13 protein-coding genes and 1 tRNA gene are annotated in these 15,590 nt (G+C 35.7%); 2 read left to right on the top strand and 12 right to left on the bottom strand.

Annotated elements, in window-relative coordinates:
* Positions 1-220: 220 nt before the first annotated feature.
* The 6 genes from FJV36_RS14200 to FJV36_RS14175 all read right to left on the bottom strand — a co-directional run bounded on the left by FJV36_RS14200 (position 221) and on the right by FJV36_RS14175 (position 8,139).
* A complete protein-coding gene (locus FJV36_RS14200; RefSeq protein ID WP_370514384.1) occupies positions 221-2,320 on the bottom strand; it encodes a prolyl oligopeptidase family protein in 2,100 nt (699 codons plus the stop codon).
* A 150-nt stretch (positions 2,321-2,470) separates the two neighbouring features.
* The gene (locus FJV36_RS14195; RefSeq protein ID WP_158728658.1) at positions 2,471-3,484 is read right to left on the bottom strand and encodes a YhcG family protein; all 1,014 of its coding nucleotides are present in this window, start codon (positions 3,482-3,484) and stop codon (positions 2,471-2,473) included.
* 152 nt (positions 3,485-3,636) lie between these two features.
* The gene (locus tag FJV36_RS14190; RefSeq protein WP_158728605.1) at positions 3,637-4,194 is read right to left on the bottom strand and encodes a type 1 periplasmic binding fold superfamily protein; all 558 of its coding nucleotides are present in this window, start codon (positions 4,192-4,194) and stop codon (positions 3,637-3,639) included.
* Positions 4,195-4,216: 22 nt separating this feature from the next.
* Positions 4,217-6,604: a TonB-dependent receptor domain-containing protein gene (locus tag FJV36_RS14185; protein ID WP_158728606.1), complete on the bottom strand. Its 2,388-nt coding sequence runs from the start codon at positions 6,602-6,604 to the stop codon at positions 4,217-4,219.
* Between the two features lie 74 nt (positions 6,605-6,678).
* Positions 6,679-7,023 (bottom strand): hypothetical protein, encoded by a 345-nt coding sequence (locus tag FJV36_RS14180; protein WP_158728607.1) that lies wholly within the window; start codon positions 7,021-7,023, stop codon positions 6,679-6,681.
* 126 nt (positions 7,024-7,149) lie between these two features.
* Positions 7,150-8,139 carry an aspartate-semialdehyde dehydrogenase gene (locus tag FJV36_RS14175; RefSeq protein ID WP_158728608.1) on the bottom strand — a complete coding sequence of 330 codons (990 nt, stop codon included), beginning with the start codon at positions 8,137-8,139 and terminating at the stop codon, positions 7,150-7,152.
* Positions 8,140-8,226: 87 nt separating this feature from the next.
* Here FJV36_RS14175 and FJV36_RS14170 point away from each other — a divergent pair, with 87 nt between their 5' ends.
* On the top strand, positions 8,227-8,385 hold the full coding sequence (locus FJV36_RS14170) for a hypothetical protein (protein WP_158728609.1): 159 nt from the start codon (positions 8,227-8,229) through the stop codon (positions 8,383-8,385).
* On the opposite strand, the gene mscL is transcribed toward FJV36_RS14170, so the two are convergent.
* Both mscL and FJV36_RS14160 read right to left on the bottom strand, forming a co-directional pair.
* Positions 8,363-8,740 (bottom strand): large conductance mechanosensitive channel protein MscL, encoded by a 378-nt coding sequence (gene mscL, locus FJV36_RS14165; protein ID WP_158728610.1) that lies wholly within the window; start codon positions 8,738-8,740, stop codon positions 8,363-8,365. The genes FJV36_RS14170 and mscL overlap by 23 nt on opposite strands.
* 89 nt (positions 8,741-8,829) lie before the next feature.
* Complete coding sequence (locus FJV36_RS14160; protein WP_158728611.1) at positions 8,830-11,274, bottom strand: bifunctional UDP-N-acetylmuramoyl-tripeptide:D-alanyl-D-alanine ligase/alanine racemase; 2,445 nt, start codon at positions 11,272-11,274, stop codon at positions 8,830-8,832.
* Between the two features lie 180 nt (positions 11,275-11,454).
* Between FJV36_RS14160 and FJV36_RS14155 the strand changes: the two genes are divergently transcribed.
* Positions 11,455-12,060, top strand: a complete 606-nt coding sequence (locus tag FJV36_RS14155) for a hypothetical protein (protein WP_158728612.1) — start codon at positions 11,455-11,457, stop codon at positions 12,058-12,060.
* Here FJV36_RS14155 and FJV36_RS14150 read toward each other — a convergent pair.
* The 4 genes from FJV36_RS14150 to FJV36_RS14135 all read right to left on the bottom strand — a co-directional run bounded on the left by FJV36_RS14150 (position 12,055) and on the right by FJV36_RS14135 (position 15,561).
* Positions 12,055-12,777 (bottom strand): porin family protein, encoded by a 723-nt coding sequence (locus tag FJV36_RS14150; protein WP_158728613.1) that lies wholly within the window; start codon positions 12,775-12,777, stop codon positions 12,055-12,057. The two genes, FJV36_RS14155 and FJV36_RS14150, sit on opposite strands and share 6 nt — an antisense overlap.
* A gap of 487 nt (positions 12,778-13,264) precedes the next feature.
* Positions 13,265-13,351: transfer RNA gene (locus FJV36_RS14145), tRNA-Ser, on the bottom strand.
* Positions 13,352-13,406: 55 nt separating this feature from the next.
* Positions 13,407-14,438: an asparaginase gene (locus FJV36_RS14140; protein WP_158728645.1), complete on the bottom strand. Its 1,032-nt coding sequence runs from the start codon at positions 14,436-14,438 to the stop codon at positions 13,407-13,409.
* Positions 14,425-15,561 carry a 1-acyl-sn-glycerol-3-phosphate acyltransferase gene (locus FJV36_RS14135; RefSeq protein ID WP_158728646.1) on the bottom strand — a complete coding sequence of 379 codons (1,137 nt, stop codon included), beginning with the start codon at positions 15,559-15,561 and terminating at the stop codon, positions 14,425-14,427. Before FJV36_RS14135 ends, FJV36_RS14140 begins: the two co-directional genes overlap by 14 nt.
* Positions 15,562-15,590 lie beyond the last annotated feature (29 nt).

The raw sequence follows: 15,590 nt of genomic DNA, 5'->3' as shown, positions 1-15,590 counted from the left end.
TAGCGTTTTTTGAAATTTGTGTGGTGATGGCTTTTTTCCTCGTGAAGACAATCATCTGAGGAGTTGAATGCCCTAGCCCTGATGGGAACGGCATCCTTTTTTTGAATTTTTTAGGCTGGAAGCCTTTTGAAGGCTTCCAGCCTAAAATTCAAAAAAAGATACAGTGTACAGCAGGATTAAGCTCCTAAAAAAGAGTAACCGCACCGTACCTCTTTTGCTTTTATTTACTTGCAGGGATGGTCATAATCCCCATGTTGTAGAGCGTAAAGGCTTGGATGTCTACGTTTTCTTGTATGGTTGCTGCTACTGATTTTCCGGCGCCGTGTCCTGCATTGATGTCTATGCGAATAAGGGTTGGGTTTGTTCCTGCTTGTTTTTCTTGCAACTCAGCAGCAAATTTAAAGCTGTGTGCCGGCACTACTCTATCATCATGATCTCCTGTTGTGACCATAGTGGCTGGGTACTGGGTTCCTGTTTTTACGTTGTGTACCGGTGAATATCCTTGAATGTAGCTGAACATTTCTTTGCTGTCCTGAGCTGTTCCGTAATCATACGCCCAACCTGCTCCTGCGGTAAAGGTATGGTAACGCAACATGTCCATCACGCCCACTGCTGGCAAAGCGACTTTCATTAGCTCTGGTCGTTGCGTCATGGTAGCACCTACAAGCAATCCTCCGTTTGACCCACCACGAATGGCTAGGTATTGTGAAGAGGTGTATTTTTGTTCAATCAGGTATTCGGCTGCTGCAATGAAATCATCAAATACGTTTTGTTTTTGCATTTTGGTTCCGGCATCATGCCATTTTTTTCCGTATTCACCTCCACCACGTAAGTTGGGTACGGCATACACGCCTCCGTTTTCCATCCAGATGGCATTGGCTATGCTAAAACTTGGTGTCAAACTCACGTTGAATCCGCCATATCCGTAAAGCATGGTTGGGTTAGTTCCGTCAAGTTTTAATCCTTTTTTGTGGGTGATAATCATTGGGATTTTGGTACCGTCTTTTGAGGTATAAAACACTTGTTTGGACTCATACAGATCTGTATTGAAATCTACTTTTGGTTTTTCATACACAACAGAGGTTCCTGTTTGTGTATCTAAACTAAAAATAGAACCCGGTGTGATGTAATTTGTAAAGGAGAAATAAAGATTTTTCTCTTTTTTCTTTCCGCTAAAACCGCCCGCTGTTCCTACTCCTGGAAGTTTGATTTCGCGTATCAATTTTCCCGTGTAATCATATTGTTTTACTAATGAAACGGCATCTTTCATGTAATTTGCAAAGAAATAACCGCCACCTGTTGATGGTGATAAAACATTCTCTGTTTCTGGAATGAAGTCTTTCCAGTTTTCTGGTTTTGGATTCTTGATATCCACAGTAACGATGCGTTTGTTGGGCGCATTCAAATCAGTTTCTATGAATAATTTTCCGCCTTCGTTTTCAATGATGTTGTTGTCACTCTTGAAATTATCTACAATGGTCACAATAGGACTGTTGGGTTTTGTTAAATCTTTGATGTACAACTCATTCCCATAGGTGGAGTTGGCGGCTGATATCACAAGGTAGCGGTCGTCCTCAGTTACGCCACCGCCTACATAACGGCGTTTTTGATCCGCACCAAAAATAATTTGATCGTCTTTTTGAGCTGTGCCTAATTTATGAAAATAGAGTTTGTGCTGATCTGTTTTTGCTGATAATTCACTTCCCTTTGGTTTGTCATAACTGGAATAGTAGAACCCTTCGTTCCCTCTCCAGGACACTCCGCTGAATTTTACATCGACAATAGTGTCTTCAATAATTGTATTGGTAATGGCATCCATGATGATTACTTTTCGCCAGTCGCTTCCACCTTCTGAAACGGCATACGCTACTTTTGAACCGTCTTTGGAAAAATCCAATCCGCCAAGTGAAGTGGTTCCGTCTTTAGAAAACGTGTTGGGATCTAAGAAAACCGTTTCGGTTCCTTTGGCATCTTTTCTGTACAACACCGACTGGTTTTGCAAACCGTTGTTTTTGTAGTAGTATGTGAAATTCCCTTCTTTGAAAGGCGCACCTATTTTTTCGTAATTCCAAAGCTTTTCCATTCTTGCTTTTAACGCATCACGAAACGGAATTTGGTTGAGATACCCGTAGGTTACTTCGTTTTGGGCTTTGACCCAAGCACCGGTCTCAGCTGATTTATCATCTTCTAGCCAACGGTAGGGATCTGGGACTTTTGCATCAAAATAAGCATCTACCGTAGTACCTTTGTTGGTCGTTGGGTATGTTATTTTTTCGTTTTTATTTTGGCCAAAAGTTGCCATTGCAGAGGTTACAGCCATTATTAAAAAGGATTTCTTCATTAGTTAATTTTTTAGGTTGTTACAAAAATAAGGAAATAGTTAGTGTTCTAGACTTGACCAAGTCTTAAATAAAGTTAAAAAAAACGCTACTCTTTCGGGTAAAGTATTTTCTAAAGTTCTGTCGTTTCCTCAATTATTTTCTTTGGCTTCCTCAAAATTTTGCAATTCTATATTCACAGCTTCCAGCAACTGTTGTTCAGTAGGCAGGTATAGTTTATACTGACTGGCTACAATATTTTTCTCGTTTTCCGGCAGCGTAAATTTTACAACGCCGTCATTTTTATTTGCACAAAGCAAAATACCAATAGATGGATTTTCACGAGGCAGTTTTTCTACTCGATCGTAATAATTGACATACATCTGTAATTGTCCTATATCCTGATGCGTAAGTTTATCTGTTTTGATTTCGATAATGACAAAGCATTGTAATATTCGATTATAAAAAACTAAGTCTGTAAAAAATTCATCACCATCAATGTGTATTCTTTTTTGTCTTGCTACAAATGAAAATCCATTTCCTAGTTCCAATAAAAAATCTTGCAAATGAGTAATTATAGCACTTTCTAAATCTTTTTCATAGTAAGCCGCTTCCCGTTTTAACCCCAGAAATTCAAGATACATTGGATCTTTTATAATCTCTTTAGCATCCGAAGGCAGTTTTTCATTTTTGGCAACGGCGAGTACGCTTTCTTTATCATTGCTCATTAAAAGACGTTCCCAAAGACTACTATAAATCTGACGCTCTAATTGTCTTGTGTTCCAATTATTTTTTACAGTTTCGGCTATATAAAAATCAATCTTATCTTGACTATCAAGACGAATAATTAGTTTATAATGCGTCCAACTCAATTGCGAACGCAATGCGTTCGCAATTGGAAACGAGCGATAAAACTGTCTAAATAATTCTATTTGGCGTTTTGAGAAACCACTTCCATACTCAGGTTCTAACTGTTGTGAAATATACTTCGTTAGATACTCTCCATAATCAGCACGGTCCTTTCCGTTTTGTTCTTCCTCGAAAATACGTTGCCCAATATGCCAGTACATCAAGGTTCTTTCATTGTCAACTGCTCTAATTGCTCTGTCTTTTGAAGCTGCTATAATGGCTTTAATATCAGGAATTACAGATTGGTTTTGTAGCATCATTATTTTAGATAATAAAAGTTTTAACTTGATTACACATACAATAATACGAAAAAAAGAACTGAAATAGTAACCCGTACTTTTTGCACTTAAACCCAAAAAAACGCTACTCTTTCGAATAGCGTTTTTTTGGGTATAAATTGGTTTTAACCTTATTTAACTTGAACTGGGAAAGTCACCTGAGCATCTGTGGCACCGCCTGCATTAGTGATTGATCCAGTAGCTACTCCTGCAGCGTCTTTGTTTGGTTCATGTCTAAGTACTACTGTTAAGGTTCCAGTTGCTGGAGCTGCTGCTGTTCTTAATGAAAAAGTTAACCCAACAGGTTTTCCGTTTTTGTCCGCATCTGTATACGTGAAAACTCCTATTGTTGTAGGCGCTTGATAAAACAATTGGTGCTCATAACCCTCTTCTTTAACCTCGGCAGTGATGTTGTCTACTGGCGTAACCGACTCATTTAAGAACGTGGTACTTCCTGTATAAGTAGTATTCACAAGTAAATCACCTGATACGGTTACAACGGGTGCATTTGGCCCATCGCCATCAAGATCTTTTGAGGTTAATGTTACCGTTTGATTTCCAGCCACAAGTGTTGTGGTCACTGTAGTTATTAATTCTTCCTCATTTACTGCAATAGGATCATCTTTTTCACAAGAGGTAAAAGAAAAAAGAGCTATTAATGCTACTGCTGCGAATTTTGAATTTTTCATGATTTGTTATTTTTTTAATTTTTTAATAATTTAATTTTAATTGAATTTGGAAGTTTCTACCCATTTCGTCAGCAAAAAAACGCTGTCTGTTTAAGTAGTCCCTGTACGTGGTGTTTGTTATATTTTGAACAGAAAACGCTAAGGTTGTCCGGGTTTTACCAATGCTTTTGAACTTAATTTCGGAGTAAAAATGAAACAATTGAAAACCATCTGGCGGTGTACTGATATCTACCTGAACCGGAAACAACTCATTGTTTACAATAATATTTGTTTCAAAATTATTATCAGGAAATCTGTTCTGCCTTAGGAGTGCTTCATACTTTAGCTCCAATTTTAGGTTCATCCAACTTGGTTTTGAAAACTGCACTTTTTGAGTCATGGCAAAAGGCGGAATGTCTATCAAGGCTTCTCTGTTTGATATGTCTTTGCCGTTTACATAAGACATTGTAAAATCATGTTGCCAATGGTTGTTTATTTTCCAATGGGTTTGCACATCAAAACCTGCTAATTGCGCATTTGTTTGCTGGTAATCCCACACTGGAAACGCACCACGAATGGTATTTTCAAAACCCACTGGGCGCAAGAACATAAAATTACGAATGTAATTAATATAAGGGTTTACCTCAACAGAAAAAGCGGTCCATTTTTTTTGCAGCGTTGTAGAAAACTTGGTAGATTGTTCTTTTTTTAATGCTAAGTCTCCTATCTCTATAACTCCAGTAGAATGATGCAAACCATCACTAAAAAACTCCGATGGGTTTGGATTTCTTGTAGCCAAACTAACATTGGCATACCAATTTAAATCTTTCTCAAACTCTTTGTGAAATCCCACACTACTTGATAGGTTGTGAAAAGCAAAGCTGGGTTTTACGAGCCATTTATCACCATCTTCGCCAGTTATAAAACGAGAAAACTGCGATTGATAACCCCGTTCATTCCATCTTGATTTTAAATAAAACTTGGCAGCATCTACTTGAGAATAATCATACCGAAGTCCCGCATCAAAGACTAAACTTTCAGAAACGTCATAAGTTGCAATGCCGTATGTTCCCCAATCTATTTTGTTGTATGTTGGGATCAAAGGGTTAACATTTGTAGTGACTACATTCGCAAAATTATTTTGAAATGCAGCTACCGTTCCCGTCTTTAATGTCCAGTCATGCAGTACTTTTTTATAATCAACATTAATGGCATGAGTTGCTAACTCTAGATCAAGTGCTGGTTTGTTTTTATTTTCGCCTCTGCGTAAATCAAATTCGAACCTTTTGTTAAACTGAAAAGAATACTGTACCCCCAATGAAGCCGTTTCATTGAAAAAATAGTTGTAATTCAGCTTTGCCAAGTGATGTTGTACTTCTTGCTTAGGATTTTTAATAGAATAGGTAAAATCATTGACCACAGCAGGAACTTTATTCGTTATTGCGTTGTACAAATCATTAACATTACCAATATGTGAAGCGCTCAAAATCCCAATAGTAGTATTGTAATAGCTATAAAAACCAGCAAAGTCATACTTTTTACCTGTAAATTTTAAATCGCCAGAGAAATTTGCTTCCCTATTTCCTGTATTTGATAATACATAATCCGGAGCTTCTCTATCACCAGCATATTTAAATGTCCCTAATACGTTCCAACTCCATCCCTTTTCGTTGCCTTTGTGCAAACTAGAACTCATAGAACCACCTCTACCATTTGAGGCTAGATTCACTATTGATTTGCCATAAAGTGTGTCTTTTTTTACCTGAATAGGCTCAATAATAACTAAGCCACCCACGGCATCACCACCATATTGCAAACCCGATGCACCCTTGATTACCGTAATTTTTCCTGCTGCATTCACGTCAAAATTAGGAGCGTGTTCTGTGCCCCATTCTTGATCTTGCAAACGTACGTTGTTATTAATTAGAGGAACGCGACTCCCAAACAATCCATTGATCATTGGTTTTACAACATTACTTCCTGTTTTTAAACTAGAAACTCCCGCTACCTCTTTAAGTAAATCTCCTAGTGTTTGATTGCTATATTTTTCAATAGTTTCTGTTTTAATTTTTTGTTCCAATAAGGATTTGTTGAGCGTATTTATTTTTTGCCTCACAATCACTTCTTGAAGGTCATCGGCTTTTTCTTTTAAAACAAAATCAAATACTTGGTCACCCGATAAAGTAACAAGCGTATCCACAGATTGAAAACCTATGTAAGAAACAAATATTTTTTGGTTACCCAAAGGCAGTTTTTTAATGACATAATTGCCCGCAGCATCTGAAGATACTGTCTTTTTACCAATATGTATGTGACTTCCAGAAAGTGGTATTCCAGCTGTAGTAGTTATTTTTCCGCGTACTGTGCTTTGCGCAAAACCTATGGTGCAAAACAAAGAGATACAGAAAAACAGAAAGTTTTTTGTGTGCATTTTTTTTGTTCAAAATATATAAACATCACTTGCATTTCCAAGATATGAAAATGCTATTGTTGTGTGTACTAATTTTAAACTAAAGGGGGTGCTCTAAGCCCGAAAAGGCTTCCTTTAAAGTAGGAAATAGATACAATAGACTCCGCATCTATTGTGTTTTTAAAGTTGTCAAAATGAAAAGTGTCAAGAGATAAAAAATCTTGCGAAATAAAACCACTTAATTTATAATCACACACGGCACACAATTCAAAACTGTGGTGCTGGTGTGTAATTTCTGGACCATCTCCTTTTTCATGAACACATTCTACATGAGCAAGTTGTTGTGCTATATGCTCATACTTGTGCAACGATTGAAACAGCATGGACACCAATACTGAAACCGTAAAAAGCAAACGCAATATAGAAAGTTTCTTTTTCATGAATCGCAAATATAACAATCCTTCACCAAAAAATCCATTTGTTTCAAAAAATTTACATTTTTAAAAACAAATGGATTATAAATTTTTGCACGTTTCAAAAGGTGCTTAGTAAAATACGTAACAGGATTATACCAAATTATTAGCCACTAAATATTCAGCAATTTGAACGGTATTTGTAGCAGCTCCTTTACGCAAGTTATCTGCAACAATCCACATATTTAAAGTGTTTTCTTGACTTTCGTCACGACGAATTCTACCTACAAAAACTGCATCTTTCCCTTCGGCATAAAGTGGCATTGGATAAGTAAAAGCATCAATGTTATCTTGAAGAACAACTCCATCAGTGTGGTGTAAAATAGCTCTTACCTCACTCACATCAAAGTCGTTTGAAAACTCCACATTCACAGCCTCACTGTGTCCGCCTACAACAGGGACACGAACAGCAGTAGCCGTTACAGCAATAGTTCTGTCATCTAATATTTTTTGTGTTTCGCGAACCAATTTCATCTCTTCTTTGGTATATCCATTTTCTTCAAAAGAATCACATTGTGGAATCGCATTGCGGTGAATAGGATACTTATAGGCCATTTCACCTTGTACGCCTGCATACTCGTTCTCTAATTGTTGTACTGCTTTAACTCCCGTTCCTGTGATGGATTGGTAAGTAGAAACAATCACACGTTTGATATTGTATTTACGGTGCAATGGCGCTAATACCAACACCATTTGAATAGTTGAACAGTTTGGATTGGCGATAATTTTATCATCAGCCGTAAGTTGACCCGCATTAATCTCTGGAACAATCAACTTTTTGGTAGGATCCATCCTCCAAGCCGATGAGTTGTCAATAACCGTAGTTCCGGCTGCAGCAAATTTTGGAGCCCACTCCAAAGAAGTTTCACCACCAGCTGAAAATAAAGCAATATCCGCTTTCATGTCAACAGCAGTTTGCAAGCCCACAACAGTATATTTTTGACCTTTAAAATCAATCTCTTTCCCTACAGAACGTTCTGATGCTACTGGAATTAATTCTGTTACTGGAAAGTTTCTTTCGGCTAAAACTTTCAACATGATCTCGCCTACCATTCCTGTGGCTCCTACAACTGCTATTTTCATCGTATGTGTTTTTTCTAGGTTTACATTTGAAGAACAAAAGTAATTAATATTAAAAACATTTTAACACCGTTCACAAAAAATAACAAAATGTTACAAAACAAACTTTTTATTAAACATGCTCCATTTGGCTTATGCCAAAAAACAAATGCAGAAGCAAATTTAAACAAAGAAAAACCGCCACAATTACGTGGCGGTTTAGTTAGAATATATAATGTAGCAGAAATTACTTTTTTAATAAATCTCTAATTTGAGTTAACAACTCTTCTTGAGTAGGACCAGCTGGAGCAGCAGGAGCCACTACCTCTTTTTTCTTCATGCTGTTTATTGCTTTTACAATAAGAAAAACTACAAAAGCAATTACTAGAAAACTAATTATTGCCGCAAGGAATTTACCGTATAAAATTCCACCATCCGTTTTTAGTTCAGCTAAATTTTCAACTTGTGCTGCTTTTAGTGCAGGATTTAATAGTGCAGGAGTAATTACATCAGCTACTAATGAATTTACAATGGCGCTGAAAGCAGCTCCAATGATAACTCCAACTGCTAAATCCATAACATTACCTTTTGCAATAAATTCTTTAAATTCTGAAATCATTCCCATACGTTTCTGTTTTAAGTTAATATTTATTTGTGAGTACGAACTTAAATAAATTTTTAATGCGAATAAGCAAATAATTAACAGAATTATAACTATTCTCTATAAAAGACACGTTTTACCCGTTGAGATACATTCGTTAATATTTCATACGGTATCGTATTGAGTTTTTCTGCAATTTCGTTCACTCGGAGCTGCTCTCCAAAAAGCACTACTACATCTCCTTCTTTACAATCAATTCCAGTCACATCAAGCATCAACATATCCATACAGACACTACCCACAATGGCCGCTTTAGTATTGCGCACTAGCACATGACCTACACCATTGCCCAATCCTCTTGAAATTCCATCGGCATAACCAATAGGTATGGTGGCAATTACTGTATTTTTTAGAGCTACAAATCGCCTGCCATACCCTACGCTTTCTCCTGTTTTAATAGTCCGTAATTGTGAAATTATGGATTTGAGTGTCCCTACATTTTCAAGTTTATGTTGTTCCTCGTTGTCATTAGAAACTCCATACAAACCAATTCCCAACCGAACCATGTCATATTGAGCATCTTGAAAATTACTAATTCCAGATGTGTTCAAGATGTGTCGCAATGGAATATTTGGCAATTGAGCCATCAGTTTTGACGATAACTGTTCAAAAAGCGCTATTTGTGATCGAGCAAAATCGTGTTGAGAAGGATCATCACTGGTTGCTAAATGTGATAAAATACTTTTGACTTGTACTGTTTTGTTTCCTTGCAAAGCCAAAATCAATTCGTCTATTGTAGCCGCTTCAAAACCCAATCGATGCATTCCAGTATCCATCTTAATATGAATGGGAAAATTCTCCAATCCTTTTTGGTTGGCAATTTTTAAAAAGGCGTAAAGTCCTTTTAGACTGTAAATTTCTGGTTCTAATTTATGTTTGATAATTGCTGAAAAACTGGTGCTTTCTGGATTAAGAACCATAATAGGAACTTTAATCCCACCTTTTTTCAATGCTATTCCCTCATCTGCAAAGGCCACACCTAGGTAGTTTACTTTATTAAACTCTAACAATTTTGCAATTTCAAGACCGCCATTTCCATATCCAAAAGCCTTGACCATTACCATAATTTTTACATTTGGCTTAAGCTTAGCTTTAAAAAAATTTAGGTTGTGCGATATGGCATTCAAATTGATTTCCAAAACAGTTTCGTGTGTTTTCTCTTCGAGTAAATACACTATTTCTTCAAATTGAAATGCTCTTGCTCCTTTTATTAAAATGGTTTCATTATAAAAATCCAATTGTGATATTGCAGCAATAAACTCGGCTGTGTTTTTAAAAAAAAGTGCATTGGTAAACTTATCTTGAAATCTACTAATAGTTTCACCAATAGCAATTACCCGATCAATATTATTTACCTTGATGAGATGCGAAACTTTATCATACAACTCCTCAAGAGACAAACCGCTTTGAAAAATATCTGACAAAATTAAAGTCTTTTTCTTAGACTGTTTTTGATTTTCTAAAAAGTCCAATGCAATTTTCAATGACTGGAAATCACTACTATAACTATCATCAATAATATTGCAGTTGTTAATACCATTTTTTAATTTCAGGCGCATTTCAACAGGATATAATTGCGCTATACGCTCCTGAATAGTATTGACCTCAACATGTAAAAACAACAAAACTAAAATACAAGAAATGGCATTTTCTATTGAAGCTTCATCAAAAAAAGGAATTTTGACATCAAAAACCACTTCTCCGTAATGAATGCGTAAAATAGTATTGGTATCCTTCACTTCTTTAGTAACAGGTACGGTTGCTAAGGGATCTGAAAAACTCCAAGAAAATCTTTGTATGTCTGGCTGTAAGTGCTCTTCAACAGTTTCTTTTTTATTATAAATTAGTACTTCAGCATTTTGAAATAATAATAATTTCTCTTTAATTTTTTCAGTTGTATTGGCAAATCCTTCGTCATGAGCAGTACCTATATTGGTAAGCACTCCTATGGTAGGCTTTATGATTTTTTCTAAGTTTTGCATTTCGCCACGAGTTGAAATACCTGCCTCAAAAATGCCTAAATTGTGCTTTTCATTGATTGCCATTACAGACAAAGGCACGCCAACTTGTGAGTTATAACTTTTTGGACTTCGAATAATATTATAATCTGGGGCCAATAAAAAATTGAGCCATTCTTTAACAATAGTCTTACCGTTGCTTCCCGTTAATCCAATAACTGGAATTTGAAAAAGCGCTCTGTAATATGCTGCAAACTCTTGTAAGGCTTTCAACGTATTCGAAACGACATAAAAATTTGCTTTTCCCTCGCACTCTTTTGGGATAAAAGTGACTACAAAGTTTTGAACACCCGATACAATAAGATCATCGATGTAGTCATGCGCGTCATGCTGCACGCCAACCAAAGCAAAAAAAAGTGTTTGAACTCCGTTTTGTAACGAACGGCTATCAATAGAAACTGCATCTAAGTCATCATTACCAAAATCGCCATGACGCACGGATTGAATTGTTTGCAAACTTGCTAAAATTTTTCGACTCATAGTTCTCCTTATTATCTTGCTTAAAATTGCAATTAAGCATTAATTTTTATCAAAAATACACAAAAATAATACGCTCATTCTAGGATAAAGCCTCTAGAATTCAAAAAACAAGTAGCAAAAGAAAAAGGGTGTTTTTTACACTTATAAGATTCATTATATTTGTTTTCAAAAAAAATTGTCTTGAAAAAAATTCTTCCTATTTTCTCTTATATCTTTCACCCTGTTTTTATACCAACTATAGCAGCTTTACTATATATGTGGTATAGTGGAAACACGTTTCAGTTTCAAGAAAAATTATTTGTGCTCTTTCAAGTGGCTTTATTAACCTTGTGTATTCCTATATTGGGCTTTTTTATCCTAAAGGTTTCTGGACAAATTGATTCTGTAATGGTTTATAAAATTGCACAACGAAAGATTCCGTTATTATTGCATTGTTTTTTAATTATTTTGCTAATCAAAAACACAATCGTGATTGATCGTTATCCTGAATTGCATTTCTTTTTAATTGGCGGGCTTTTTAGTAGTTTAATTGCATTACTCTTGCTTTTTATGAACATTAAAGCAAGCTTACACCTACTAAGCATAAGCTCTTTGACTGTTTTTATTATAGGTTTAAGCATGCATTTGCAATTGCAAAATACAATTACCGTTGCATTACTCATTTTATTGAACGGACTTATAGCATCGTCCCGATTGGTAATGAACGCGCACACCTATAAAGAACTCGTTATTGGTTTTGCATTAGGCGCTGCACCGCAATTGTTTTTATTATTTTTGTGGTTATAAAATGTAAAAGGTAATCCCCAAATTAAATGCTCTCATATTCACAGAAGCCCCATTTAATGTAGCTTTTTGAAACAAAGGATTTAAACCATAATATAGGTACAAATTTACAGTATTGTAGCCCGTGGCAATATACGCCCCGTATTGAAGTGCATTAAAATCAGCATTATTTTGAACTACGATACGATCTGAACTTCCGACAAAAAGAGAGCGATCAAACAACAAATAACTAAATTTTAAACCCGTATATATGCGCCAAAACTTATGACTATCATATGTTGACGTACGCCACCTGAACTCAACAGGCAAATCGACCGAGAGTTGGGAAAACTTATTTTCATCAAAACGAACATCAGCAGAAATAATTTTATAGGCAAATGAGCCCTCTTGCTCAGAAACAAAAAGATTCTGATTGAAGTTATTATACGTAAATCCCAGTCCGGTGGCTATTGCAAAAGTTCTTTTTTTATTAACAGGCATGTCTCTTAAAAACCCCAATGACACTCCCGAAGAAAATTTATTTTGACTTACTCCTGTAGGACGATTTACCAATGAATTGTACGTTATGGCGAAATAAAACTGATCTTCTCTATATACCGAGTCCAGTTTTACAACTGCTTTTTCATCAAGAGACTCACTCTCTTGACCAAAAGCAGAGATACTAATAAAGACACATCCTATAATAAAACTGTTTCTATATTTTTTAAAAACTTTTATCATTCTAACCTCCTTAATTTAATCGATTATACATCTTAGGTTGCACTGCAGTCACATTAACAAAGATAGTGTTTCCTATGTATGATGAGCACATTTATTACTGTATTAAAACAATTCACTTCATAAAATAGCTACTATTATATTGAATATAAAAAACAGCTAAGTTTACATTTATGAATCTAAAAATGAGCATGTATTACCCCATCTGGCGACCGTTTGCAACGCGGGTGACTTAAAAAGGAAATCATAAAAGTTCAACATGTACGATACATAAAACTGCTTTATATCAAATATGATTATTTAACTTCTCAATAAAAAATTGTGTTTGTTGCCTATTAACTTGGGCGCGAGGTCAAAGACATTAGCCAGCAGCAAACAGTTTTTAAGAATATATATTTTACACTTCGAGTATCCCGGAGACTATGTCGGAAAATATAAATACAAAAAAACCGTAAAGCCTATATTAATGGTGCTTTACGGTTTTTTATCGCAGAGAGGAAGGGATTCGAACCCTCGATACAGTTACCCATATACTAGCTTTCCAGGCTAGCTCCTTCAACCACTCGGACACCTCTCTAATTAGGTTTGCAAATAACTTAAAAAAAACTGACTTAGAAAAGCAAAATCTGACTTTAAATCATTTCGCCACGCAATGGTGTTTCAAAGAAAGCCTTAAAATCCTTGTTAGCAATATTTTGACCTAACACATACATCAGTTTTGTAATTGCGGCCTCTGTAGTAATATCTTTCCCTGAAATCACTCCTATTTCTTTCATTCCTGTGCTGGTTTCATAATGTCCCATACTTACACTTCCGCCAGAGCATTGTGTTACATTCACAATATGCAATCCTGCTTTGATTGCTTTTTGTAATAAGTCAAGAAACCAGTCTTCGGTAGGTGCGTTTCCTGATCCATAGGTTTCTAGAACAATTCCTTTTAAGTTTGGAATATCGAAAATAGCTGCTAAAACAGCTTCACTAATGCCCGGAAACATTTTTATGATGGCAACATTATTATCTAATTTCTTATGAACTTGAAACGTTTTATTGGCACTTTTTGGCAAAAACATTTCTGGATTAATTTTTAAATGTACACCAGACTCTACCAGCTCAGGATAATTAGGAGAGGTAAATGCTTTAAAATGTTCGGCATTTATCTTTGTGGTGCGGTTTCCTCTGTATAACTTGTACTCAAAATAAAGGCAAACCTCTTGTATCAAAGGTCCGTTTTCATCTCGTAACGACGCTATTTGTATGGCAGTAATTAAATTTTCTTTGGCATCAGTTCGTAAATCACCTATTGGCAATTGAGAACCCGTAAAAATAACTGGTTTATCTAAATTTTCGAGCATGAAACTCAATGCCGATGCAGAGTATGACATGGTATCTGATCCATGAAGTACTACAAAACCATCATAGGAGCTGTAATTTTGCTCAATTAGGGTTGCCATTTTTGACCATTCGGCTGGGTTCATATTTGAGGAGTCTATGGGTACCTCAAATGAAACTGTTTCAATATCACAATCTAATTGTTTTAGCTCTGGGATATTTTGCAATAATTTACTAAAATTGAAGGCTTTGAGTGCTCCTGTATCAAAATCCTTGCGCATACCAATGGTTCCGCCGGTATAAATTAAAAGTATTTTAGCTTTATACAATGTCATGGTATTTTAATTTATTGACAACAGGATTAGCATACATGGCTAAAAAACCATCAAGTGCCACAGGATTATCATGATCTATACGCATTTCTAATCGGCGTTCAAACAATGATTTTTCATTTTCAGTGTACAAGTGAGCGTATCTATCTGTTTTGTTAACAATATCATACGCAATAAAATTAGTAGGCCACAATTTGTAATTACTCAATATCGTATCGTCAATTTCTTGCGCCAGTGCTGCGACTTGTTTGTTTGAATTGTCATTATCCGCTTTTACACGATCAATCTCAGCATCCAAAACAGTACCTACATGAATATGAATTCGTTTCTTTTGGCCTAAAGCACCGCTAAGAATAGTCATGAAATCCTCATTTTTCTCCTTTACATACACTTCATTATTAGCTTCGGCCATTAGTTGAGGCATTTTTAAGGCATCAGTAGGATCATATTCATAAGAAATAGAAACAGGAACTATTTTTATTTTCTTAAAATAGTCCATCACATTTTTCTCATCAGATGCCATTCCAATCATTTTTAAAACACCCGGATTTGTCTCATCATTACCATCTTTTGTTCTTCCTTCGCGTTGTGCAATCCACACCGAACGATTTTCATGCAAAAGCAAATTACCCATAAACTCAGATAATAATTTAGAGCTTTGCAACATTTCTCTTGGTGTTAATCCTCTTTGAACTAAGAAATTCCTGTTGAGTTTTGCTAATGTTTTTAAAAATGATTTTTTAACTAAATTATCACCAATTGCCGATGCTGTCATTACTAAACCATGTTCAAACAAAGCTGTATTCAACAAGGTTGTATCTAATAATATATCCCTATGGTTTGAAATAAACATATAAGACGTATTAGCCTCTAAGTTTTCAAATCCCGAAGTTGTAAGGCCGTCAGAGCTTTTCTCTAGCACTCTTTGTACAGATTGATATATAAAATTACATTGAAAATCACGAATAGAATGCGTTTTTTTCAGTTGCTCTTTCCATACCTCATCTGCCACTTCTGGAAATGTAAAATTCATCAATGCCTTCATCATAGGATGATTTACCACATCATGAAGTGCTTCATTTATTTCCGAATCATAAAAGGGCCTAATAGCGTCAAATTTCTGCATTTTGGTTCTCAATTTTTGTGTGGGCAAAT

The sequence above is a fragment of the Flavobacterium sp. I-STPP5a genome, from assembly GCF_009764685.1.
Taxonomy (GTDB): Bacteria; Bacteroidota; Bacteroidia; order Flavobacteriales; family Flavobacteriaceae; genus Flavobacterium.
Note: the sequence above shows the minus strand (reverse complement) of the source record. Positions and strands in the feature narration are given on the sequence as shown.

What these genes read in the sequence shown, in the direction of transcription:
- FJV36_RS14200 (WP_370514384.1), bottom strand. Translation starts at nt 2,320, where the DNA reads ATGGCTGTAACCTCTGCAATGGCAACTTTTGGCCAAAATAAAAACGAA.
- FJV36_RS14195 (WP_158728658.1), bottom strand. Translation starts at nt 3,484, where the DNA reads ATGCTACAAAACCAATCTGTAATTCCTGATATTAAAGCCATTATAGCA.
- FJV36_RS14190 (WP_158728605.1), bottom strand. Translation starts at nt 4,194, where the DNA reads ATGAAAAATTCAAAATTCGCAGCAGTAGCATTAATAGCTCTTTTTTCT.
- FJV36_RS14185 (WP_158728606.1), bottom strand. Translation starts at nt 6,604, where the DNA reads ATGCACACAAAAAACTTTCTGTTTTTCTGTATCTCTTTGTTTTGCACC.
- FJV36_RS14180 (WP_158728607.1), bottom strand. Translation starts at nt 7,023, where the DNA reads ATGAAAAAGAAACTTTCTATATTGCGTTTGCTTTTTACGGTTTCAGTA.
- FJV36_RS14175 (WP_158728608.1), bottom strand. Translation starts at nt 8,139, where the DNA reads ATGAAAATAGCAGTTGTAGGAGCCACAGGAATGGTAGGCGAGATCATG.
- FJV36_RS14170 (WP_158728609.1), top strand. Translation starts at nt 8,227, where the DNA reads ATGTTACAAAACAAACTTTTTATTAAACATGCTCCATTTGGCTTATGC.
- mscL (WP_158728610.1), bottom strand. Translation starts at nt 8,740, where the DNA reads ATGGGAATGATTTCAGAATTTAAAGAATTTATTGCAAAAGGTAATGTT.
- FJV36_RS14160 (WP_158728611.1), bottom strand. Translation starts at nt 11,274, where the DNA reads ATGAGTCGAAAAATTTTAGCAAGTTTGCAAACAATTCAATCCGTGCGT.
- FJV36_RS14150 (WP_158728613.1), bottom strand. Translation starts at nt 12,777, where the DNA reads ATGATAAAAGTTTTTAAAAAATATAGAAACAGTTTTATTATAGGATGT.
- FJV36_RS14140 (WP_158728645.1), bottom strand. Translation starts at nt 14,438, where the DNA reads ATGACATTGTATAAAGCTAAAATACTTTTAATTTATACCGGCGGAACC.
- FJV36_RS14135 (WP_158728646.1), bottom strand. Translation starts at nt 15,561, where the DNA reads ATGCAGAAATTTGACGCTATTAGGCCCTTTTATGATTCGGAAATAAAT.